Origin of the sequence: Amycolatopsis camponoti, assembly GCF_902497555.1 — a bacterium.
GTDB classification, from domain to species: domain Bacteria; phylum Actinomycetota; class Actinomycetes; order Mycobacteriales; family Pseudonocardiaceae; genus Amycolatopsis; species Amycolatopsis camponoti.
Genome location: NZ_CABVGP010000001.1, coordinates 1,755,264 through 1,774,463 on the forward strand (window position 1 = coordinate 1,755,264; position 19,200 = coordinate 1,774,463).

Genomic DNA, 19,200 nt, shown 5'->3' on the forward strand with positions numbered 1-19,200 from the left:
CCACGGCTGCCGATCATCCCCCGAAGCCCTTCAGCTTGACCTTGGAGCCCTTCTGCACGAACGTCCCCGGCTGCGGGTCCTGCTGGAAGACGAAGTCGAACCCGCCGCCGCCGTTGCCGCGGCCCCGGCCACCGTCGCGGTCGGCCTTCAGCCCGGCCTGCTCGAGGATCTTCTGGGCGTCGTCGAACGAGCGGAACCGCACGTCCGGCACCTGCACGGCGTTGTTGACGAAGACGCCGATCCGCTTCTCCTTGGCCTGCGAGTTGGCCGGCGGGTCGGTCCGGGTGACGGCGCCGCCCGCGACGTCCTGCTTGAACTCCTCGCCCGCCTGGAACGGCTCGAAGCCGGCCTGCTGCAGCAGCTGGAACGCCTCGTCCTTGCTCCGGCCGGTGACGTCCGGGACCGGCGGCAGCGGGATCGGGCCCTTCGACACGATGATCGTGACCTGGCCGCCGATGTTCAGCTGGCTGCCCGCGGACGGCTCGGTGCGGATCACCGCGCCCTGCGGGACGTCGGCGTCGAAGTCGTCGCCACCGCGGGCCGGGGTCAGCTGCGCGGTCTTGATGGCCTGCTCGGCGTCGGGCAGCGCGGTGCCCGGCCGGATGTCCGGCACCGTCGGGCGGCCCTTCGACAGCACGACCGACACGTTCGAGTTCGGCTGCAGCGAGGTGCCCTCGGCGGGCTCGGCCCGCAGCACGGTGTTCGACGGCACGGAGTTGTCGTACTCCTGGCTGAACTGCGGGTTCAGCTTCACCGCCCGCAGCGCGTCGCCGGCCGCGGCCTGGTTCAGCCCGACGAGCTTCGGCACGGTCGCGGTCTTGGCGCCGCCGGTGTCGGTGATCATGAAGATGAACGCCGTGATCAGCCCACCGAACAGCAGCACCGCGCCGGCGATGACGGCGATCCGCTTCCGGTTGTCCGTCGGCTTCTCCGGCTCGGACCCGCCGCGGCGCCGGGCCACCGGCGGCCGCACGGGCGGGATCTGCTGGGTGAAGCCCGGGGGAGGGGTGCCCGGGTGGCTCAGCGCCCGCGTCGCGTTCGGGCGGTTGACCGGCATGGTCTTCTCGGTGTCCGGCACCTGCGGGATCCGCGGCAGCGTGCGCTCGGTGTCGGCGAGGTCGCCCTGGCCGCGCGAGACCGGGACCGGCACGTTCACCGGCAGCAGGCCCAGCTGCGCGCGCACCGCCGTCAGCTCGGTCAGGAACTCCCCGGCGTCGGCGGGGCGCAGCGCCGCGTCGCGCCGGGTCGCGCGGGTGATCAGCTCGTCCAGCGCGGGCGGCAGGTCCGGGCGCAGCTCGCTGGGGCGCGGGACGTCGTCGTTCACGTGGCGGTAGGCCACGGAGATCGCCGTGTCGCCGGTGTAGGGCACCTGCCCGGTGAGCATCTCGAAGAGCAGGATGCCGACCGAGTAGACGTCGCCCTGCGCGGACGCCGAGCCGGTCTCGACCTGCTCCGGCGACAGGTAGGCGACCGTGCCCAGGATGACGCTCGAGCTCGTCGTGCCCGCGCTCGCCACGGCCCGCACCAGGCCGAAGTCGGCGACCTTCACCGCGCCGCCGGTGTGCGGCCCGGTCCGGCCGATCAGCACGTTCTCCGGCTTGACGTCGCGGTGCACCAGCCCCGCCCGGTGCGCGACGGCCAGCGCCGAGAGCACCGGCTCGGCCACGCTCAGCGCCAGCGCGATGTCCAGGGGGCCCTGGTCGGCCAGCAGGTCGCGCAGCGTCCCGCCGTCGACCAGCTCCATCACCAGGAACGCGAGGCCGGACTCGGCGCCCTGGGGCAGGTCGAACCCCTGGTCGTGCACCGCCACCACGTGCGGGTGGTGCAGCTGCGCCGCCGACTGCGCCTCGCGCACGAACCGGTCCACGAACGACCGGTCGTCGGCGAACCGCGGGTCCATGATCTTGATCGCGACCGGACGGTCCAGCCGGGTGTCCGTCCCCCGGTAGACGGAGGACATCCCCCCGTGCGCGAGCAGCCGGTCCACCCGGTAGCGCCGCTCGAGGAGCGTGCCGACCAGGCTGGGTTGGGTGCGAGTCACGAGTATGGATCGTACGGAACCGCACACGGTTGGTGGAGGAGACCTCGCGGGTCACCCGTGCGCACTAACGGGCGTGAGTGCGGAATGTGGCAGAGTGTCACCTGTGAGTGGGATTCCTGTCGCCGACGACGTCCTCGACACCGCCATCGCGGTCCTCCCGGTGGGAGAGGTCGCGAAAGTTCTCGGGACGTCGGCCAACAAGGTCCGCCAGATGCTGCGCGACGGTCAGCTGATCGCCGTCCGGCGAGGCGGTGACCTGTGCGTTCCCGGTGCTTTCTTCGTCAAGGACGGGGTGGTGAAGGGCCTGGCCGGGACGATCACGGTGCTCGCCGACTCCGGGTTCTCCCGGACCGAGATGCTGCGGTGGCTCTTCGAGACCGACGAGACCCTGCCGGGCAACACCCCGATCAACGCCCTGCGCACCAGCCACGGCACCGAGGTGAAGCGGCGCGCCCAAGCGATGGCGTTCTGACCTGCGGAAACAGCTCGCCGCGGCGGCCAGTTGGACGGCCGCGGCGATACTCAGGCACGCCGGGAGCGACCAGGTCGCGAGCGGCCCGGCGGCGGCCGCCCCGGCCGCGAGACCGGTGATCTTCACGCTCGCCGCCGTCGTGAACACCTGCGCCCGGACGTGCTCCGGCGCCTCGCGGTGGCGGATCGCGAACAACGCCGTGAGCTGCGGTCCTTCGCCGAAGCCGGCCACCGCGGCGGCCAGGACCAGCAGCGTCACGCCGTCGGCGGCCGCCGCCAGCGTGGCACTCACGGCCAGGACCAGCGTGCTCAGCCAGACCGTCCGGTCCGGGGACCACGGCAGCGGAAATCTCGTGAAGACGCCGTTGGCCAGCAGCGACGCGACCGCCAGGACCGTGAGCAGGAGCGCGCCGTCCGCGGGGCCGCGCAGGTGGGTCGCGCCCAGCAGGGGATAACAGACGGTGACCATGCCGATGCCGGCGCAGGACGTCGCCGACGCCAGCGTGGCGCGCCTCAGCGGGGCGTTGCGCACGAGAACCGTGAAGCCGTCCTTGAGGCGGGGCGCGGTCCCGGGTCGTTTCGCGGGGAGGGACCAGGCCACCGGGACCGCGGCGGCGACCAGGGCGACGGCCACCCCGAGCCCGAGCGGGCCGCCGAGGAGCCCGGCGAGCCCGGGCCCGGCCAGGGCGGCGGCGGTGAACGTGAGCGCGTCGAGCCGGCTGGCCCTCGGGAGCTTCGGCCCGGCGACGGCGGGCAGCTGAGCGGTCCAGCCACCGGCGATGGCCGGGTTGAGCAGGCCGACCGCGACGGCTCCGGCGACCACGGTCCCGAGCGGCAGGTGCCCGAAGGCGGCGGTGATGAGGGCGATCCCGCCCGCGTACCCGGCGAGGGCGATCGCCAGCAGCCGCCCGGGCGTCGCACTGCGGTCGAGGAAGTTCCCGAAGACGGGCCCGCCCACGGCGGCGGCCGCGGTCAGCCCGGCGAGCAGCGCGGAACCGGCGTGCGTGCCCTGGTGCAGCCCGAGCAGGAGGAGGGCGGGGCCGGACAGCTCGTCCCCGGTCCGCGCCAGCGTCGCCCCGGCCAGGTAACGCCTCAGCATGGGCAAGACGTTACAGTGGGGGATGGCCTTTCCGCACCGCGATTCCGTGCAGCGCGCGGTCGACCTGCTGGGCGTCCTGCTGTCCGACGCCGATCCGGAGGCGGTGGCGCGGGTCTTGCGATCGCACGGCGAACCGGACGTCCGGCTGTCGCCTTCGGATCTGGCGGAACTGCGCACGGCGGCGGTTTCGCTCCGCGAGGTGTTCGCGGCGCCCGACGTGGCTTCGGCGGCTTCGGTGCTCAACACGTTGTTCGCGGAGTACGCGGGCCCCCCGAGGCTGACGGACCACGAAGAGGGTTACGGCTGGCACCTGCACGCGGACGCGGCGGACGACGGGCCGTGGGGAGCGTGGCTGGTGACGTCTTCGGCGCTGGGGCTGGCCTCGCTGCTGGCGGAGCGCCAGGACGTCCCGGGAGGGCTGTGCGCGTCGCTGTCGTGCGGGAAGCCGTTCGCACACACGGGAGGCGGCAGTCCCCGGAGGTTCTGCTCGGCCCGGTGCGCGACCCGCGAGCGCGTCGCCGCGCACCGGGCGCGAGGGTGAAGCTCAGCCGTTGGTCTTGTCGCGCCAGGCGATCCAGGACTTCAACGCGCCCAGGTCGTAGTCCGGGCCGCCCACGCCGACCGTGAACGTCGTGACGCCCAGGCTCAGCAGCTTCGGGCCCAGCTCGTCCGGCTCGCCCTGCACGCCGCACGAACGCTCGATCTCCGCCGGGTCGCGGCCGACGTCCGCACAGTGCTGGTCGAGGATCTTCACCTTGCGCTCGACGACCTCCGGGTCGCCGAAGCCGTGCCAGATGTCGCCGTGCTTGGCCACCAGCTTCAAGGTCTTCTTCTCGCCGCCGCCGCCGATGAGGACCGGGATCTTGCGGGTCGGCGGCGGGTTCAGCTTGCCGAAGCGGGCCTCGATGCGGGGGAGCGACTCCGCCAGGTTGTCCAGGCGCCCGCCCGCGGTGCCGAACTCGTAGCCGTACTCGTCGTAGTCCTTCTCGAACCAGCCGGAGCCGATGCCGAGGATGAGCCGGCCGCCGGAGATGTGGTCGACCGTGCGGGCCATGTCGGCCAGCAGCTCGGGGTTGCGGTAGCTGTTGCAGGTCACCAGCGCGCCGATCTCCACGCGCGACGTCGACTCCGCCCACGCGCCGAGCATGGTCCAGCACTCGAAGTGCTTGCCCTCGGGATCGCCGTACAGCGGGTAGAAGTGGTCCCAGTTGAAGACGATGTCGGCGCCGAGGTCCTCGGCCGCCGAGGCGGTGCGCCGGATGGTGTCGTAGTCGGCGTGCTGCGGCTGGAGCTGCAGCCCGATCCGGATGCGTCGTTCGGTCATGAACGCAGCCTACGACCGCCCCGGAGCGTCTCGCGCGCCCAGACCGTGGCCAAGGGTGGTAGCGCCACTACCAGCCTGCGCGACTTCGGCACCACCGCGCGCCGCGTGAGGATGTCGTAGTCGAGCGCCACGATCTCGTCGAGAATGCCTTCGTACAGCGTCAACGCCGTCCGCACGCACGGCCGCGATTCCGGGCGCAGCAACGGAACCCCGGCCTCGGCCCGCCGGTACACCGCCCGCGTCCGCGCGACGAAGTACGCCAGCGCCGCCCGGATCCGCGGATCGGGTCGCCGCTCCTCCAGCAGTGATCGCGAGACGCCGAACGCGGCCAGCTCCGCCGAAGGCAGGTAGAGGCGGCCACGATCGAGGTCCTCGCCGACGTCGCGCAGGAAGTTCGTCAGCTGGAACGCCTCGCCGAGCGCGATGGCCCCCGGCGTGGCGTCGGCCAGCGGGCCGACCGTGCCGAACACCGGCAGCATCTGCAGCCCGATCACCGCGGCCGAGCCGTACATGTAGTCACCCAGCTCGGCGAACGTCCGGTACTCGATCGGGTCGAGATCCCGCCGCATGGACTTCAGGAACGCGTCGAACAGGCCGCGCTCGATGCCGTACCGGCGCACCGTGTCGGCCAGCGCCGCGAGCACCGGGTCGTCCGGGGTGCCGCCGTCGAAGACGACGTCGACCATCGCCGCGACGCGATCCAGCTCGGCCGCCGGATCACTGCCCGGCGCCGGGTTGTCGACCAGTTCGTCGGCCATCCGCGCGAACCCGTAGAGCGTGTGCGCGGCCGGCCGGGCCCGCGCCGGCAGCAGCCGGGTGGCCAGGAAGAACGTGCGCCCGTGGTGGGCGTTGATGCGGCGGCACTCCGTGTACGCGGCGCGCAGAGCGGGCTCGGTGATGCCCGCGGCGTCGAGTTCCCGATTCGGCCGAAAGCAGGCGGACACGGCCCGCAGCCGATCCGCGTGAGGCGAGGGGTTCCGCCGTGACTGCCGGTCGGATCGGGAACTATCGGCAAAGTCGTTCACCGGCCGGTGATCCTTTCCGCTGCCAGTCGTCCGGAGATGAGCACGGGCGGGATGCCGACGCCGGGGGTGGTGCCGCAGCCGGCGAGCACCACGTTGCCCGCCGCGCGCACCAGGTTCGCCGGCCGGAACGGGCCGGTCTGCGTGAACGTGTGCGCCAGCGAGAACGGCGTCCCGGCGGCGAGCCCGCGCGCCGCCCAGTCCGCGGGGGTGATCGTCTCGTCGACGGTGAACTCGTCGCCGAACCCGGTCAGCCCGCGCGCTTCGAGCGTGCGGAACAGCTCTTCGCGGTACGGCCCGCGCACGCGGTCCCAGTCGACCGGCCCGCGGTGGGTGTTCGGCGCCGGAGCGAGCACCGAGACGATTTCGCCACCGCGCCCGGCCAGCCCGGGGTCGGTCGCCGTCGGCCGCGTGACCAGCAGCGACGGGTCGCTCATCAGCTTCCCCTCGCGGATGATCTCCGCGAACGTCCGCTCCCAGGCGTCGCCGAAGAAGATCGTGTGGTGGCCGAGGTCCCACTTCTCGGTGGTCCGCCCGTGCACCACCACGGCGGACGGCGAGTACCGCAGCGGCACCGGCCGCCGCGGCCGCGCACCGATGAGGCGGTAGGCCGCGCTCAGCTCGGTGGCCAGCACGACGGCGTCGCAGGCGATCCGCTCGCCCGAGCGCGTCCGGACCGCGCGCACCCGCGAATTCACCCGCTCGAGCCACGCGGCTTCGGTGCCGAACCGCACGTCGGCGCCCGCCCGCGCGGCGGCGCCGGTCATCGCCCGGCCGATCTCGCCCATCCCGCCTTCGGGGTAGTAGACGCCGCCGACGGTGTCCATGTAGGCGATGACGCCGTACGCGCCGATCGCGCTCGCCGGGTCGAGACCCGCGTAGAGCGCCTGGAAGGTGAACAGCCGCCGGACCCGCTCGTCGAGCAGGTAGCGGCCGACGCGCGGGCCGAGCCTGCCGAACCCGCCCAGCGCCGCGAGCTTCGCCAGCTCGGGGCGGGCCAGGTCGAGCGGCGAGTCGAAGTTCGTCGCGAGGAACCGGTCCTTCTGCACGGCGTACAGCTCGGTCAGCCAGCGCCGCAGCGCGCGGTAGCCCGCCGCCTCGCGGCCGCCAGCGAAGGCGCGGATCTCGGCCTCCATCGCGTCGCCGTCGGTGTGCAGCGCCAGCTCGCCGCCGTCGGCGAACCGTGCCCGGTACGCCGGGTCGAGCCGGGTCAGGCGCAGGTTCTTGGCCAGGGACTCGCCGACCGCGGCGAACGCCTCTTCGAGCAGCTCGGGCATGGTCAGCACGCTCGCGCCGGTGTCCACGGCGTTGCCGTCGAAGTTCTGCTGCCCGGCGCGTCCGCCCGGGACGGCGGCCTGCTCCAGCAGCGTGACGCGGCGCCCCGCGCCGAGCAGGTGCAAGGTCGCCGACAGCCCGGCCAGGCCCGCCCCGATCACGACGACGTGGTCGGTGGCCCCCTCCACGCGCCGCACGTCAGTACGTCCGCTGGGTGGCCTTGACGACCAGCCCGGTCAGCGCGGCGGGCGCCGGCTCGGCCAGGTGCGCGCGCTCGAGCGCGGCCATCGCCGCGGTGGTCAGCTCGTCGATCCGCCGCTCGACCGCGTCGACCGCACCGACCTGCTGCAACGCCATCCGGACCGTCTCGACGCCTTCGTCGGAGAGGTCCGCGTCGCCGATCGCGTCCGCGATGACCGTGGCCGCGGCGGTCTCGTCCTTCTCCGCGGCGAGCTGCAGGCCGAGCGCGACGAGCAGCGTGCGCTTGCCCTCGCGCAGGTCGTCGCCGGCGGGCTTGCCGGTGACCGACGGGTCGCCGAACACGCCGAGCAGGTCGTCGCGCAGCTGGAACGCGATGCCGACCTCGCCGCCGAACTCCAGCAGCGTGGTGATCAGCTCGGGGGAGGCACCGCCGAGCGCGGCGCCCAGGTGCAGCGGCCGCTGCACGGTGTAGGCGGCGGTCTTGAGCCGGTCGATCTTCAGCGCGGCCTCGACGGAGGCGTCCCCGGTGGCCTGCGTGCGGACGTCGAGGTACTGCCCGGCGAGCACCTCGGTGCGCATCGCGCGCCACGCGGGGCGGGCCGCGGCCAGGGTCTCCGCCGGCAGGGCCGCGTCGGCGAACATGTCGTCCGCCCAGGCCAGGGCCAGGTCGCCGACGAGCACCGCGGTGGCCAGGCCGAACGTCGAGGGGGAGCCGAGCCAGCCCTGGTCGGCGTGCAGCTTCGCGCCCGCGATGTGCACGGTCGGGAAACCGCGGCGGGAGTCGGAGGAGTCGATGAGGTCGTCGTGGATCAGCGCGCACGCCTGGATCAGCTCGAGGCTGGACACCGCCTGCAGCACGCCCTCGGCGTCCGGGCCCGCCGGGTCGCCGCCCGCGCCGCGCCAGCCCCACCAGGCGAACGTCGGGCGCAAGCGTTTGCCACCGGTCAGCACGAACCCGCTCAGCGCGTCGATCCCGGCCTTCACGGTGGGCTCGGTCGCCACGATTCCGTCGCTCGCCCGGCCGAGGAACCCGGCCAGCGCGCGCTCGACGTTGGCGGGCAGATCGGCGTCGGAAACGGGCGCGTTCATCCCGCCATCCTCGCGGAACCGGCGGCGGCGCGGGCCGCCGGGGCACCCGGATGTGGCGAATCAGACTCCGGCCGTCGCCGCCCAGAACGGGCCGGTCAGGCCCGCTTCGGCGAAGTACGCGACGGCGCTGTCCGGCTCGCGCCGCCGGTAGCCGCGCTCGAGCCGGCCCTCGTACCAGCCGCGCGCGAGCCGCCAGAGCGTGACGAGGTCCATGACGTACCCCTTGTCCCGCCCGGTCGCCGCCAGCCAGGCGTCCACACAGGACTCGCAGCAGAACAGCCGCTGGTGCCCGCAGGTGTGCAGCACGTCGTCCCACATCGCCGCGGCGGGCACGAGGAAGTGCGCCACCTGCGCGCCCACGGGCGGTGCGGCGCGGTCGACGACCAGTGCGTGCGGCTGGTCACAGCCCGGGCAGCGGGTCGCGACGAGCACCTCGGGTTCGCCGGCCACCAGGTGGGGGATGGCGAAGGAGTCCCACGCGCAGCCGCCCCACCACAGCGTGTGCGAGCCCATCACCGAGAAGCCGAGCGACTTCGCCGCGAACGGGTGGGCCAGCACGACGTGCTCGGACTCGTCGAGCACCAGGTGGTGGGCCGCGGCGAGGCGGTGCAGCGCCTGCTTGGCGACGGCCAGCGACCCGCCCGCCGCGTCGGCCAGCTCCGGCGCGGCCGGCGCGCGTCCGCGGTCGGCGAAAGCGTGGTAAACGGCGAGGCGCACGTCCTCGTCCCAGCTCGCGTCGTCATCCCTCATCGCTCACTCCTGTATCGAGTCTAAAGCCGTGGCCCTTAACATTCGAGGTATGACGTCGGTGATCGAGCGGTTGCGAGGAGACGGGCCGAAGTTCTCCATCGAGTTCTTCCCGCCCCGGGACGCGGCGGACGAGGCCGTCCTCTGGAAGGCGATCCGGGAGCTCGAGCCGTACGACCCGGCCTACATGTCGATCACCTACGGCGCCGGCGGCTCCAGCCGCGACGGCACCGTCCGCAGCATCGCCCGCGTCGCGACCGAGACGACGCTGGTGCCGATGGCGCACCTGACCGCGGTCAACCACTCCGTCGCCGAGCTGCGGAACGTGATCGGCTGGTACGCCTCGGTCGGCGTCCGCAACATCCTCGCGCTGCGCGGCGACCCGCCCGGCGACGTCTACGGCGAGTGGATCCCGCATCCCGAGGGCCTCACCTACGCCGAAGAGCTGGTGCAGCTGGTCCGTGAGCTGGGCGACTTCTGCGTCGGCGTCTCGGCGTACACCTACGGCCACCCGCGCTCGTCCGACCTGGAGTCGGACACGAAGTACCTGGTCCGCAAGCTGCGCGCGGGCGCGGACTTCGCGATCGCGCAGCTGTTCCACGACCCCGAGGACTTCCTGCGGCTGCGCGACCGGGTCGCCGCGACCGGCTGCGACGTCCCGGTGCTGCCGGGCGTCATGCCGCTGACGACCATGCGGACCCTGCAGTCGACGATCAAGCTGTCCGGCGCGCCGGCGCCCCGGAAGCTCCTGGACCGGCTCGAACCACTGGCCGAGGACCCCAAGGCGTTCCGCGCGGCGGGCATCGACGTGACCACGGAACTGTGCGAGAAGCTGATCGCCGAGGGCGTGCCGAACCTGCACTTCTACACGTTCAACCGCTCGAAGGCGACGCGCGAGGTCATCGCGAGGCTGGGGCTCGTCCCGGCCCGTGCTTAAGTACGTACCACCGGGTGCTGGTGGCCCGGTAGCGTGCGGCGCATGGCTTCTACTGCTTCCGATGGCGTGCACGGGATCTGTGACCGCTACGTCGACGAATACGCGGCCGCGGACCCGGTCACGGCGACCGCCTGCGGCATCAAGGGTCACGACCACCGGCTGACCGACTACTCGGCGGACGGGTTCGCCGAGCGCGCCGCACTGGCCTCGCGGGCGCACGCCGCCGTCACCGCCGTCGAGCCGGCGGACACCGCGGAGCGCGCCGCCAAGGCCGTGTTCACCGAGCGCGTCGGCCTGGAGCTGGAGATCCACGAGGCCGGCCTCGACGTGGCGAACCTCAACGTCATCTCCAGCCCCGTCCAGGAGCTGCGGATGGCGTTCGACCTGATGCCCCTCGACACCGAGCAGGACTGGTCGGTCGTCTCGGCCCGGCTCGGCGAGGTCCCGCAGGCACTCGCGAACGTGCGCAGCGGCCTGCTCACGGCGGCCGACGCGGGCCACGTCGCGGCGCTGCGTCAGGTCGCGAAGGTGGCGGAGCAGTGCGAGACGTGGGCCGGCCTGCAGGAGGAGAAGGGGTATTTCACCCAGCTCGTCGCCGGCGCGGCTTCGCAGGGTGAAGCGCTGCGGGGCGACCTGACGCACGGCGCGCGGGCCGCCGAGGAGGCGTTCGCGGAGTTCGCCGGGTTCCTGCGGGCCGAGCTGGCGCCGAAGGCCCCGGTCAAGGACGCCGTCGGCGAGGACGTCTACCGCCTGTGGTCGCGGTACTTCGTCGGGGCGACGCTGGACCTGCGCGAGGCTTACGAGTGGGGCTGGGCGGAGTTCGCCCGGATCGAGTCCGAGATGCGGGCGGTCGCGAACCGCGTCAAGGCGGGCGCGTCCCTGACGGAGGCCGCGGCGATCCTGGACGCCGACCCCCGCTACCGCGTCCGCGGCCGCGCCGAGTTCGAGGCGTGGATGCAGAACTTGTCGGATGAAGCATTGAAGTCGTTGCGCGGCAAGCACTTCGACATCTCCGACCGCGTGATGGCGCTGGAGTGCAAGATCGCCCCGCCGGGCGGCGGCGTCGGCGCGTACTACACGGGTCCGAGCGAGGACTTCGGCCGCCCGGGCCGGATGTGGTGGTCCCTGCCGTCCGGCCGCGACGAGTTCACGACGTGGCGCGAAACGAGCACGGTGTATCACGAGGGCGCGCCGGGCCACCACCTCCAGATCGCGACGGCGGTGGACCAGTCCGAGGGGCTGAACAAGTACCAGCGCCTGATGGCGTTCACGTCGGGCCACGCGGAGGGCTGGGCGCTGTACTCGGAGCGCCTGATGGAGGAGCTGGGCTACCTGTCCGACGACGGCGACCTGCTGGGAATGCTGTCGGAGCAGCTCTTCCGCGCGGCGCGGGTGGTGGTCGACCTGGGCATGCACCTGGAGCTCGAGATCCCCGCGGGAACGGGCTTCCACGAGGGTTCCCGCTGGACGCCGGAGCTGGGCCTGGAGTTCATGCTGACCCGCACGATCACGGACGAGGCCCACGTCCGCGACGAGATCGACAGGTACCTGGGCTGGCCGGGCCAGGCCCCGGCGTACAAGATCGGCGAGCGCCTGTGGCTGGCGGCCCGCGCCGAGGCCCGGGGCCGCGCGGGTGGAGCGTTCGACATCAAGAAGTTCCACATGGAGGCGCTGCGGCTGGGCGGGATGGGGCTGGACACGCTGCGGGAGCAGCTGGCCCAGCTGGACTGAGGTGGTGGGCGGGCCCCCGCCCTCCCTTGGGGGGGCGTCCCACGTCCAGTTTATCGACCCCGCCCGACAAAACCCGCCGAGAAGCCACCGCCCGGCCCGACTGTCCACAATGCAGCCACCGTGTGGACAACCGCCGAAAACGATTGGCTCCGGCCGCTGGCCCCACGGCATCGCAGCGGCGGGGACGCCGAAAATCCGTCGCGCCGCCCCGAGTCTCCCGTTAACTTCTTCCCGTGCGCCGAATCCTGTTCGTCACCCCGCCGCCCCGCGTCTGAGCGGGGTGGTCCCCAGCCGCGTGGCCTGAGCGCCCGCGGCTGATTCTTCTTGCGCGCCGCCCCGCGTCGTCGATCTCCCTTTTCCTTCGACGCAGGAGCGTTCCCTTGACAACCCTGTCCACGCGCGCCCGTTCGTCGGCCGCGCTCGTTCTCGCCGGTGTCCTCTGGGGCACCGGTGGCCTCGCCGGCTCCTTTCTCGGCCACCGAGCCGGCCTCCACCCGCTCGCCGTCGCCGCTTACCGGCTGCTCGTCGGCGGTGGCGTCGCGACCCTCTTCGTCCTGCTCAGAGGCGGCGCCCTCCCGCGCACGGCCGAAGCAGCGAAGCGGCTTCTCGCCGTCGGCGCGCTGTTCGCTCTCTTCCAAGCGAGCTACTTCGCCGCCGTCGCGCTCAGCTCGGTCAGCATCGCCACGATGACCACCATCGGCGCGGCGCCCGTCGTCGTCACGCTCGCCTCGGTCCGCAAACCCCACCGCTGGACGGTGCTCTCCCTCGCCGGCACCGTCGCCGGCCTGGTCCTGCTCCGCTGGTCGCCGGACGATCCCGCCCACCTCGTCGGTGGCCTCGGCTTCGCGCTCCTCGCCGCGGTCGGCTTCGCGACCCTGACGTTGCTCACCGCGAAGCCGGTCGACGGCCTCGAACCGCTGTCCACGACGGCGTTCGGCTGCCTGACCGGCGGTCTGCTGCTCACCCCCGTGGCGAGCTGGACGGGCATGGCCCTCCCGCTGCACGCGGACGTCCTCGCGGCGGCCTGCTACCTCGGCGCCGTGCCGACCGCGCTCGCCTACGTCGCCTACCTGCGCGGCCTGGCGACGGCGCATCCCGTCCTGGGTGCGCTGTCGGCGATGCTCGAGCCGCTGACGGCCGCGGTCCTGTCCGCCGCGTTCCTCGGGGAACGGCTCGGTGCCGCGGCCTGGTGCGGCGCCGCCGTCCTGGTCGCGGCGCTGACGATCGGGTACTGGCGCCCCGAGCCGCGCTGACCGGCGCCGCCCCTCGGCTCAGCGCGGGTCGAGGGGCAGCGTCCGCCCGAGGATCGCGAACGGCCGCGGGTCACCGGCGAAGTGGTAGTCGCGCAGGACGTCGACGAAGCCCGTCCGGCGGTAGAGCTTCCACGCCCGGCTGGTGCCCTCCGGCGTCGACAGCAGGACGTTCGCGCTCGGCACGCTCTCCAGCAGGCTCCGCAGCAGGTCCTCGCCGATCTGGTGGCCCTGGTTCTCCGGCTTGACGTGGATTTCGGTCAGCTCGAAGTAGTCCGACAGCCAGCGCTCGGCCTCTTCGGGCCCGAAGCGGCGGCTCAGACCGTGGCGCACCTGCTCGTGCCACCACTGGCCGGCCCGGCCGCGGTAGCCGTAGGCGAGCCCGAGCAGGACGTCGTCGGCGTCGAGCGCGGCCATGCAGCGCCAGCCCTCACGCAGCGCGTGGGTGAGCCACATCGGCGCGCGCTGCTCGGCGGTGCCTGCCGGGTACCGCATCGCCCGGACGTAGATGTCCAGCGCTTCGGGCAGGCGTGCGCGGAACTCGTCCGTCGAGAGCTGGACGTAACGGGAGCAGCCGGCGGGCATCGCGGTCACGGCTGTCCATCTTCCTCCGCGCCGCTGAGCGCGCCCGGGGTGCCCCCGGTCAAGGCGACCAGCTCCGCGAAGGTGGTGGGGTAGACGGTCTTGGGGTGCCCGGCGGCGGCCCACACGACGTCGTGGGCGCGCAGCGCGGTGTCGACGAGCGTCGGCAGCGGCCCCGGGTGCCCAGTGGGGGCGACCCCGCCGATCGGCTGCCCTGTGTGCTCTCGCACAAAAGTCGCGTCGGCCTTCCCGATTTCGGCCCCGGCCAGGCGTTCGAGGGTGGCCGGGTCGGCCCGGTGGGCGCCCGACGTCAGCGCGAGGAGCGCTTTTTTGTCGGACCCCAGGCGGAAGATGAGGCTGTTGGCGATGGCCCCCACGGGCACGCCGAGCGCTTCGGCCGCCTGCGCGGCGGTCCGGACCTCGGCGGGCAGCACGCGGATGCCCTCGGCGGCGGCGTGCTGCCCGGCTTCGGCGAGCGCGGCCGCCACCTTGGCGACGGCGGGGTGGTCCAGCGAACTCATGAACCTATGAGATCACGCCACCGACCTGGTGTCCCGCACCACGTCCGGGGATTCCACCCGTGGGGTTGAGCGGACACCGGGTCGGGGTTACTCTGGAATTCGTTCGAACAGGCGTTCGACATCGGTGAGCGCGCACCGGTCAGGTGCCCGGCGGCGGGGCGGGGGAAGCGTCCCGCCGCCGGGTGCTCGATCGGGGCTCACCCCGCGCAGGAGGAGGGTCGTCATGTCCGTCAAGGTCGTGTCCCCCACGGAGTCCGGGCAGCCGCAGCTGCCCATGCCGCTGCGCCCGCCGGTCACCCCGGCAGCGGCCGGCACCCACCACGTCCGCCCCCGGCGCCGCCCGTCGGTGGACGGGGCTCGCCCCCGCTCGTCAGCGGCGGATGTGGGGCAGCCCGAGCTGCCGATGACGCCGCTGTCGCCGCCGGCCGCGGAGGGTGCGGACGCCGACCAGGCCCGGCTCTCCGAAACTCTGCGCTCGCCTGTTGCCGGTCAGTCCGAGATGTCGCTGCGCCCGCCCACCGCGGATGCGGAGATCGAGCGGGCCCAGCTGCCCATGCCGCACTCGTCGGTGCCGGCGGCGGACTCGGGGCAGCCCGAGCTGTCCCCGCCCACGGCCGCCGCGGATCGCGGTCAGTCCGAGCTGCCCATGACCCTGCGCGCGCCCGCTCCGCCCGTCGCGGCCGGGCTGCTCGCCCAAGCTCGGCGCGGGCTCGCCGCCGCCGAGCGGGAGCCCGCTCCCGCCGAACGGTTCATCGGCGCCTACCTCGCCGCCCTGCGCGGTGCCGCCGCCGTGCTCGCCGCCCGGGGGCGGCCGCACCGGGGGCGTGCGCGGCCGGCCAGTACCTGGGTGCTGCTCGACTCCGTCGCCCCCGAGCTGCGGGAATGGTCGGCCTTCTTCGCCGGAAACTCGGCCGCGCGCGCCGCCGCGCAGGCCGGGATCACCGGCAAGGTCACCGCCGAATCGGCCGAGGGGCTGGTGCGCGCCGCCACGTCGTTCCTCGAACTCGTCCGTCGCCTGGTGCACGGCCTCCCGATCACCGGGGAAGCCCATGTCGCGTGAGCACGGCCCGGTCGACCGCGGGCGGCTGCTCACAGCGCTGGGGATCGAAGGCCGGGTGCTGGCCGAAGCCGTCCACGCGGCGCCCGTCGAAGCGCCGGTGCCCGCCTGCCCGGGCTGGTCGCTCGGCGAGGTGGCCCGGCACGTCGGCAGCCTCTACCGCATGGTCCGGCACCGGCTGGCCGACGGCCGCAACCCCGAAGACTGGCAGCGCGACCCCGAACCGGGCCAGAGCCTGGCGGCCTACCTGGAGACCGGCCTGGCCGAGCTGCTCGACGAGCTGGCCGCGCACGACCCGGAGGAGCACGCCGACACCTGGTGGCCGGCGGACCCGACGTACGGGTTCTGGCGACGGCGGATGCTGCACGAGACGCTGGTCCACCGCGTCGACGTCGAACAAGCGGCGGGCACTCCGGAGGGCGGCATCGCCGAAGACCTCGCGCTCGACGGCATCGACGAGGCGCTGACCCTCTGGTTCGGCCAGAAGCTGCCGATGCTGGGGCTGACCGGCACGAAAGCGGGCTCGGTCGGCGTGCGCAGCGGCGCGCACAGCTGGATCGCACGGGCCGGGCCCGAGTCGACGGAGGCCTGGCGCTGTTCGGCCGAGGAGGCCGAGGCCGCGGACGACGTTGTCACGGCCGCCGAACCCGGGCGGATCTACCTGTGGTTGTGGGGCCGGTCGTCCCTGACCTCGGTGACCGTGCGGGGAGTGCACGACCAGGCCGCCCAGCTCTGGGCGCTGATGCGGCTCGCGACCCGATGATCCGGCCGGTGGGGAAGCCGAACCGGAACTGTCGGTGGTGGCGGCTAGCCTGCGCCGCATGAACACGCGCCTGGTGAACGTGGTGATCGACGCGGCGCGGCCGAGGGTCCTGGCGGACTTCTGGGCCGCGCTGCTCGGCTGGCGTGTCGCGCTCGAGGAGGCGGACGAGGTCGACGTGCGCGCCCCGGAGGCCGACGGCTGGGACCTGGACCTCGTTTTCGTTCCCGTGCCCGAGGCCAAGGAAGTGAAGAACCGGATCCACCTGGATCTGGCGAGCACGACGCTCGCGCACCAGGAGGAGCTGGTGTCGCGCGCCTTGGAGCTGGGTGGCAGCCGGGTCGACCTCGGGCAGGGCGCCGTGCCGTGGGTCGTGCTGGCGGACCCGGAGGGCAACGAGTTCTGCGTTCTCGAGCCTCGTGACCGGTACGCGCAGGCAGGTGCGGTGGCTGCCATCGTGGTCGACGCCCACGATCCGGAGCGGCTGGCGGCGTTCTGGGCGCGGCTCACCGGCCGGCCGGTCGGCGCTCGCGAGGGCGACGTCCTGGTGGGGCTGCGCGCGCCGTCGGGGCGTGGACCGTGGCTGGAGTTCCTCCGCAACGACGACGTGAAGCGGGTCAAGAACCGCGTGCACCTCGATGTCGCGCCGCCGTCGGGGGCCGACCACGCGGCGGCGGTATCGGAGGTCGTCGCGGCGGGTGCGGCGCCCGCGGACCTCGGCGGCCCGGACCTGCCGTGGCGCGTGCTGATGGACCCGGAAGGCAACGAATTCTGCGTGCTGACTCCCCGCTGACCGTTGCGGCCGCGTTGCCGAGCCGCGGTGAACGCTGACCTGCGCGAAACACTCACGTCCCGGAGCGGCAACAACCGCGGGGGACCGTGGGGGCATGGAAACTTCCCGTGCGGTGCCCCAGCTCGATCCGGCGGCCGCGGTCGACGTGCCGAGCACGCCGACCGCGTGGCGGGTGCGGATCCGGATGCACGACCACCCCGGCACCCTGGCCCGCATCGCGATCCGGCTCGCCGACCTCGAGTGCAACATCCTCGGCCTGACCGTGCTGCCGGTGCCCGGCGGCGTGCTCGACGAGATCGTCGTGCGCCCGGCGACCGGCCTGCCCCGGCGGCACCTGGCCGAGGCCATCCGCGCCGAGGGGTGCGAGTGCACGGCGATCATCGACGCCGACGTCCACGAGCTGGTCGACCCGGCATCGTCGACGCTGCTCGCGGCCCGCCGGGCGGTCGACGACCCGGCTCGTCTCGCGGAGGTGCTGAAGGACGTGCTGGCCGCGGACGTGGTCACGCGCGTCCCGACGGCCGAGGCGAACCCGGCCCGCACCGAGAGCGGGCACCGGGCGGTGTTCGCGCTGGGCGGCGGCGACGCGCTGGTGGCGCGGCGCCAGTGGGCGCCGTTCGTGCAGCTGGAGCTCACCCGCGCCGAAGCGCTGGTGACGCTGCTGGCCGCGACGGCCCGGAACGTCGCGGGCCCGGCGGTGCTGAACCGCCCGGACGGCGCGGCGATCGTCCTGCGCAAGGGCCTCCCCGCCGACGCCGAAGCGGTATCCGAACTGCACCGCCGCTGCTCGACGGCGACGCTCTTCCGGCGTTACCACACGGGAGTCCGCACGGTCCCGCGCCGCTGGCTGCACCGGCTGCTGGTGCCACCGCGCGGCACGAGCGTGCTCGCGGTCTTCGGCCGCGAGGTGATCGGGCTGGCCCAGCTGATCCCCTCCTCGACGGGCGGCGCCGAGATCTCCCTGCTGGTGGAGGACGACTGGCAGCGCCAGGGCATCGGCACGGCCCTGCTGGCCAGAGTGGCGGCGCTCGCGGAGGCCGAGGGCATCACGGAGCTGCGAGCGGATTGCCTCCCCGGCGACGAGGTGCTGGCCCGCACGGCGGCCCGAGCGGGCTTGCGGACGGAACGCCCCACCGAGGACGGCACCCAGCTGCGGATGTTCCCGCTGGCTTGAGCGGGATGGCGGGCGGGCGGTCGAGGCTCGCCGGAAGCCGGCGGCGGTTCGGCCGCACTCGAGCAGCGGCCGGCTGCAGTGGCGGCCGACGGCAGCTCGCCCGAAGCGGTTCGGCTGCCAGGAGGACGGCTCGGTGCGGCAACTTGCGCGCCCGGTCGGCTGCATAGAAGGCCCGCGGCCGCGCCGCGGCCTGCGGCCGACTGCGGCGGCGGCTCGCAGGGGTTCCGCGGCTGGTGGCTAGCGGCTGGCGGCCGATTGCGGTGGCGGCCCGCGGCGGTTCCCCTATTGGCGGCTGGCGGCTAACGGCTGGCCATGGCGCTCGCCCGAAGGGGTTCGGCTGCCGTGAGGACGGCTCGGTGCGGCAACTTGCGCGCCCGGTCGGCTGCGTAGAAGGCCCGCGGCTGCGCCGCGGCCTGCGGCCGACTGCGGCGGCGGCTCGCAGGGGTTCCGCGGCTGGTGGCTAGCGGCTGGCAGCTAACGGCTGGCCATGGCGCTGGCCGAAGGGGTTCGGCTGCCGTGAGGACGGCTCGGTGCGGCGGCTTGCGCGCTTCCCGGCCGGTGGTTGCCGGGTCTTTCGCCCGTCTCGGCTGGTCAGCGCTTCCAGAACCAGTCCTTGTCGCGGGCTTCGCGCAGGGCCGCCTTCTTGCGCTCGGCGGTGAGGCGGTCCAAGTACAGCACGCCGTCCAGGTGGTCGGTTTCGTGCTGGAGGCACTGGGCCAGCACGTCCTCGCCCTCCACCTCGATCGGTTCGTTGCGGATGTCGACGCCTCGGACCTTCGCGTGTTTCGCGCGCTTCGTGGGGAACCACAGTTCCGGCACCGACAGGCAGCCCTCGTCGATCTCGTGCGTCTCCTCGGACAGCTCGACGATCTCCGGGTTGACGACGTACCCGGCCAGCCCGGCGACGTCGTAGCTGAAGATGCGCAGCCCGACACCGATCTGCGGTGCGGCCAGACCGGCGCGCCCCGCCGGCTTCACCGAGTCCATCAGGTCTCGCACGAGCGCCTCGAGCTTCTCGTCGAACACGGTGACCGGGTCGCAGACGGACTTGAGGATCGGGTCCCCGAAATAGCGCAGTTCGCGCATGGCCATGAGCAGAACATCCTTCGTGCGTGTCGGACTGGCA

The 19,200-nt window shown here is 73.4% G+C and carries 20 protein-coding genes; 11 read left to right on the top strand and 9 right to left on the bottom strand.

Features of this window, described 5'->3' with window-relative positions:
• Positions 1–13: 13 nt before the first annotated feature.
• Entirely contained in the window at positions 14–2,041 is a 2,028-nt protein-coding gene (pknB, locus tag AA23TX_RS08515) for a Stk1 family PASTA domain-containing Ser/Thr kinase (protein ID WP_155542014.1), read from the bottom strand.
• A gap of 103 nt (positions 2,042–2,144) precedes the next feature.
• Here pknB and AA23TX_RS08520 point away from each other — a divergent pair, with 103 nt between their 5' ends.
• The 4 genes from AA23TX_RS08520 (at position 2,145) to AA23TX_RS08530 (ending at position 4,152) form a co-directional block, all read left to right on the top strand.
• Positions 2,145–2,513 carry an Rv2175c family DNA-binding protein gene (locus AA23TX_RS08520; RefSeq protein ID WP_155544327.1) on the top strand — a complete coding sequence of 123 codons (369 nt, stop codon included), beginning with the start codon at positions 2,145–2,147 and terminating at the stop codon, positions 2,511–2,513.
• Positions 2,514–2,628: 115 nt separating this feature from the next.
• Positions 2,629–2,967 carry a hypothetical protein gene (locus tag AA23TX_RS50005; RefSeq protein ID WP_230862398.1) on the top strand — a complete coding sequence of 113 codons (339 nt, stop codon included), beginning with the start codon at positions 2,629–2,631 and terminating at the stop codon, positions 2,965–2,967.
• A 6-nt stretch (positions 2,968–2,973) separates the two neighbouring features.
• Positions 2,974–3,273, top strand: a complete 300-nt coding sequence (locus AA23TX_RS50010; RefSeq protein WP_230862399.1) for a hypothetical protein — start codon at positions 2,974–2,976, stop codon at positions 3,271–3,273.
• Between the two features lie 360 nt (positions 3,274–3,633).
• Positions 3,634–4,152, top strand: coding sequence for a CGNR zinc finger domain-containing protein (locus tag AA23TX_RS08530; protein ID WP_155544328.1), 519 nt, complete (start codon positions 3,634–3,636; stop codon positions 4,150–4,152).
• Between the two features lie 3 nt (positions 4,153–4,155).
• Here AA23TX_RS08530 and AA23TX_RS08535 read toward each other — a convergent pair whose 3' ends face one another.
• The 5 genes from AA23TX_RS08535 to merB form a co-directional block, all read right to left on the bottom strand.
• Entirely contained in the window at positions 4,156–4,935 is a 780-nt protein-coding gene (locus tag AA23TX_RS08535) for an LLM class F420-dependent oxidoreductase (protein WP_155542015.1), read from the bottom strand.
• Positions 4,932–5,879, bottom strand: a complete 948-nt coding sequence (locus tag AA23TX_RS08540) for a phytoene/squalene synthase family protein (RefSeq protein ID WP_155542016.1) — start codon at positions 5,877–5,879, stop codon at positions 4,932–4,934. Before AA23TX_RS08540 ends, AA23TX_RS08535 begins: the two co-directional genes overlap by 4 nt.
• A 77-nt stretch (positions 5,880–5,956) precedes the next feature.
• Complete coding sequence (gene crtI, locus AA23TX_RS08545; RefSeq protein WP_155542017.1) at positions 5,957–7,429, bottom strand: phytoene desaturase family protein; 1,473 nt, start codon at positions 7,427–7,429, stop codon at positions 5,957–5,959.
• Between the two features lies 1 nt (position 7,430).
• Entirely contained in the window at positions 7,431–8,522 is a 1,092-nt protein-coding gene (locus AA23TX_RS08550) for a polyprenyl synthetase family protein (RefSeq protein ID WP_155542018.1), read from the bottom strand.
• A 60-nt stretch (positions 8,523–8,582) separates the two neighbouring features.
• Positions 8,583–9,272 (bottom strand): organomercurial lyase, encoded by a 690-nt coding sequence (gene merB, locus AA23TX_RS08555; RefSeq protein ID WP_155542019.1) that lies wholly within the window; start codon positions 9,270–9,272, stop codon positions 8,583–8,585.
• A 49-nt stretch (positions 9,273–9,321) separates the two neighbouring features.
• Between merB and metF the strand changes: the two genes are divergently transcribed.
• The 3 genes from metF (at position 9,322) to AA23TX_RS08570 (ending at position 13,190) form a co-directional block, all read left to right on the top strand.
• Positions 9,322–10,206, top strand: a complete 885-nt coding sequence (gene metF / locus AA23TX_RS08560; RefSeq protein ID WP_155542020.1) for a methylenetetrahydrofolate reductase [NAD(P)H] — start codon at positions 9,322–9,324, stop codon at positions 10,204–10,206.
• A 42-nt stretch (positions 10,207–10,248) separates the two neighbouring features.
• Positions 10,249–11,937 (top strand): DUF885 domain-containing protein, encoded by a 1,689-nt coding sequence (locus AA23TX_RS08565; protein ID WP_196425234.1) that lies wholly within the window; start codon positions 10,249–10,251, stop codon positions 11,935–11,937.
• 380 nt (positions 11,938–12,317) lie between these two features.
• Positions 12,318–13,190: a DMT family transporter gene (locus tag AA23TX_RS08570; protein ID WP_155542022.1), complete on the top strand. Its 873-nt coding sequence runs from the start codon at positions 12,318–12,320 to the stop codon at positions 13,188–13,190.
• Positions 13,191–13,208: 18 nt separating this feature from the next.
• Here the strand turns inward: AA23TX_RS08570 and AA23TX_RS08575 are convergent, their stop codons facing one another.
• Both AA23TX_RS08575 and AA23TX_RS08580 read right to left on the bottom strand, forming a co-directional pair.
• The gene (locus tag AA23TX_RS08575) at positions 13,209–13,781 is read right to left on the bottom strand and encodes a GNAT family N-acetyltransferase (RefSeq protein ID WP_155542023.1); all 573 of its coding nucleotides are present in this window, start codon (positions 13,779–13,781) and stop codon (positions 13,209–13,211) included.
• Positions 13,778–14,290, bottom strand: coding sequence for a YbaK/EbsC family protein (locus tag AA23TX_RS08580; RefSeq protein ID WP_155542024.1), 513 nt, complete (start codon positions 14,288–14,290; stop codon positions 13,778–13,780). The genes AA23TX_RS08575 and AA23TX_RS08580 overlap by 4 nt, the downstream gene beginning before the upstream one ends.
• Positions 14,291–14,513: 223 nt before the next feature.
• Between AA23TX_RS08580 and AA23TX_RS50015 the strand changes: the two genes are divergently transcribed.
• The 4 genes from AA23TX_RS50015 to AA23TX_RS08600 all read left to right on the top strand — a co-directional run bounded on the left by AA23TX_RS50015 (position 14,514) and on the right by AA23TX_RS08600 (position 18,074).
• Positions 14,514–15,350: an SAV_6107 family HEPN domain-containing protein gene (locus AA23TX_RS50015; RefSeq protein ID WP_155542025.1), complete on the top strand. Its 837-nt coding sequence runs from the start codon at positions 14,514–14,516 to the stop codon at positions 15,348–15,350.
• Positions 15,340–16,110 carry a maleylpyruvate isomerase family mycothiol-dependent enzyme gene (locus AA23TX_RS08590; RefSeq protein ID WP_155542026.1) on the top strand — a complete coding sequence of 257 codons (771 nt, stop codon included), beginning with the start codon at positions 15,340–15,342 and terminating at the stop codon, positions 16,108–16,110. The genes AA23TX_RS50015 and AA23TX_RS08590 overlap by 11 nt, the downstream gene beginning before the upstream one ends.
• A gap of 58 nt (positions 16,111–16,168) precedes the next feature.
• Positions 16,169–16,900, top strand: coding sequence for a VOC family protein (locus tag AA23TX_RS08595; protein WP_155542027.1), 732 nt, complete (start codon positions 16,169–16,171; stop codon positions 16,898–16,900).
• 94 nt (positions 16,901–16,994) lie between these two features.
• Positions 16,995–18,074: a GNAT family N-acetyltransferase gene (locus AA23TX_RS08600; protein WP_155542028.1), complete on the top strand. Its 1,080-nt coding sequence runs from the start codon at positions 16,995–16,997 to the stop codon at positions 18,072–18,074.
• Positions 18,075–18,665: 591 nt separating this feature from the next.
• Here AA23TX_RS08600 and def read toward each other — a convergent pair.
• A complete protein-coding gene (gene def / locus AA23TX_RS08605) occupies positions 18,666–19,166 on the bottom strand; it encodes a peptide deformylase (protein ID WP_155542029.1) in 501 nt (166 codons plus the stop codon).
• Between the last annotated feature and the right edge of the window lie 34 nt (positions 19,167–19,200).

Excerpts from the sequence above, each read along its gene's own strand:
- AA23TX_RS08530 (WP_155544328.1), top strand. The coding sequence starts at position 3,634 with ATGGCCTTTCCGCACCGCGATTCCGTGCAGCGCGCGGTCGACCTGCTG.
- AA23TX_RS08535 (WP_155542015.1), bottom strand. The coding sequence starts at position 4,935 with ATGACCGAACGACGCATCCGGATCGGGCTGCAGCTCCAGCCGCAGCAC.
- AA23TX_RS08550 (WP_155542018.1), bottom strand. The coding sequence starts at position 8,522 with ATGAACGCGCCCGTTTCCGACGCCGATCTGCCCGCCAACGTCGAGCGC.
- merB (WP_155542019.1), bottom strand. The coding sequence starts at position 9,272 with ATGAGGGATGACGACGCGAGCTGGGACGAGGACGTGCGCCTCGCCGTT.
- metF (WP_155542020.1), top strand. The coding sequence starts at position 9,322 with ATGACGTCGGTGATCGAGCGGTTGCGAGGAGACGGGCCGAAGTTCTCC.
- AA23TX_RS08565 (WP_196425234.1), top strand. The coding sequence starts at position 10,249 with ATGGCTTCTACTGCTTCCGATGGCGTGCACGGGATCTGTGACCGCTAC.
- AA23TX_RS08580 (WP_155542024.1), bottom strand. The coding sequence starts at position 14,290 with ATGAGTTCGCTGGACCACCCCGCCGTCGCCAAGGTGGCGGCCGCGCTC.
- AA23TX_RS50015 (WP_155542025.1), top strand. The coding sequence starts at position 14,514 with ATGTCCGTCAAGGTCGTGTCCCCCACGGAGTCCGGGCAGCCGCAGCTG.
- AA23TX_RS08590 (WP_155542026.1), top strand. The coding sequence starts at position 15,340 with ATGTCGCGTGAGCACGGCCCGGTCGACCGCGGGCGGCTGCTCACAGCG.
- AA23TX_RS08595 (WP_155542027.1), top strand. The coding sequence starts at position 16,169 with ATGAACACGCGCCTGGTGAACGTGGTGATCGACGCGGCGCGGCCGAGG.
- AA23TX_RS08600 (WP_155542028.1), top strand. The coding sequence starts at position 16,995 with ATGGAAACTTCCCGTGCGGTGCCCCAGCTCGATCCGGCGGCCGCGGTC.
- def (WP_155542029.1), bottom strand. The coding sequence starts at position 19,166 with ATGGCCATGCGCGAACTGCGCTATTTCGGGGACCCGATCCTCAAGTCC.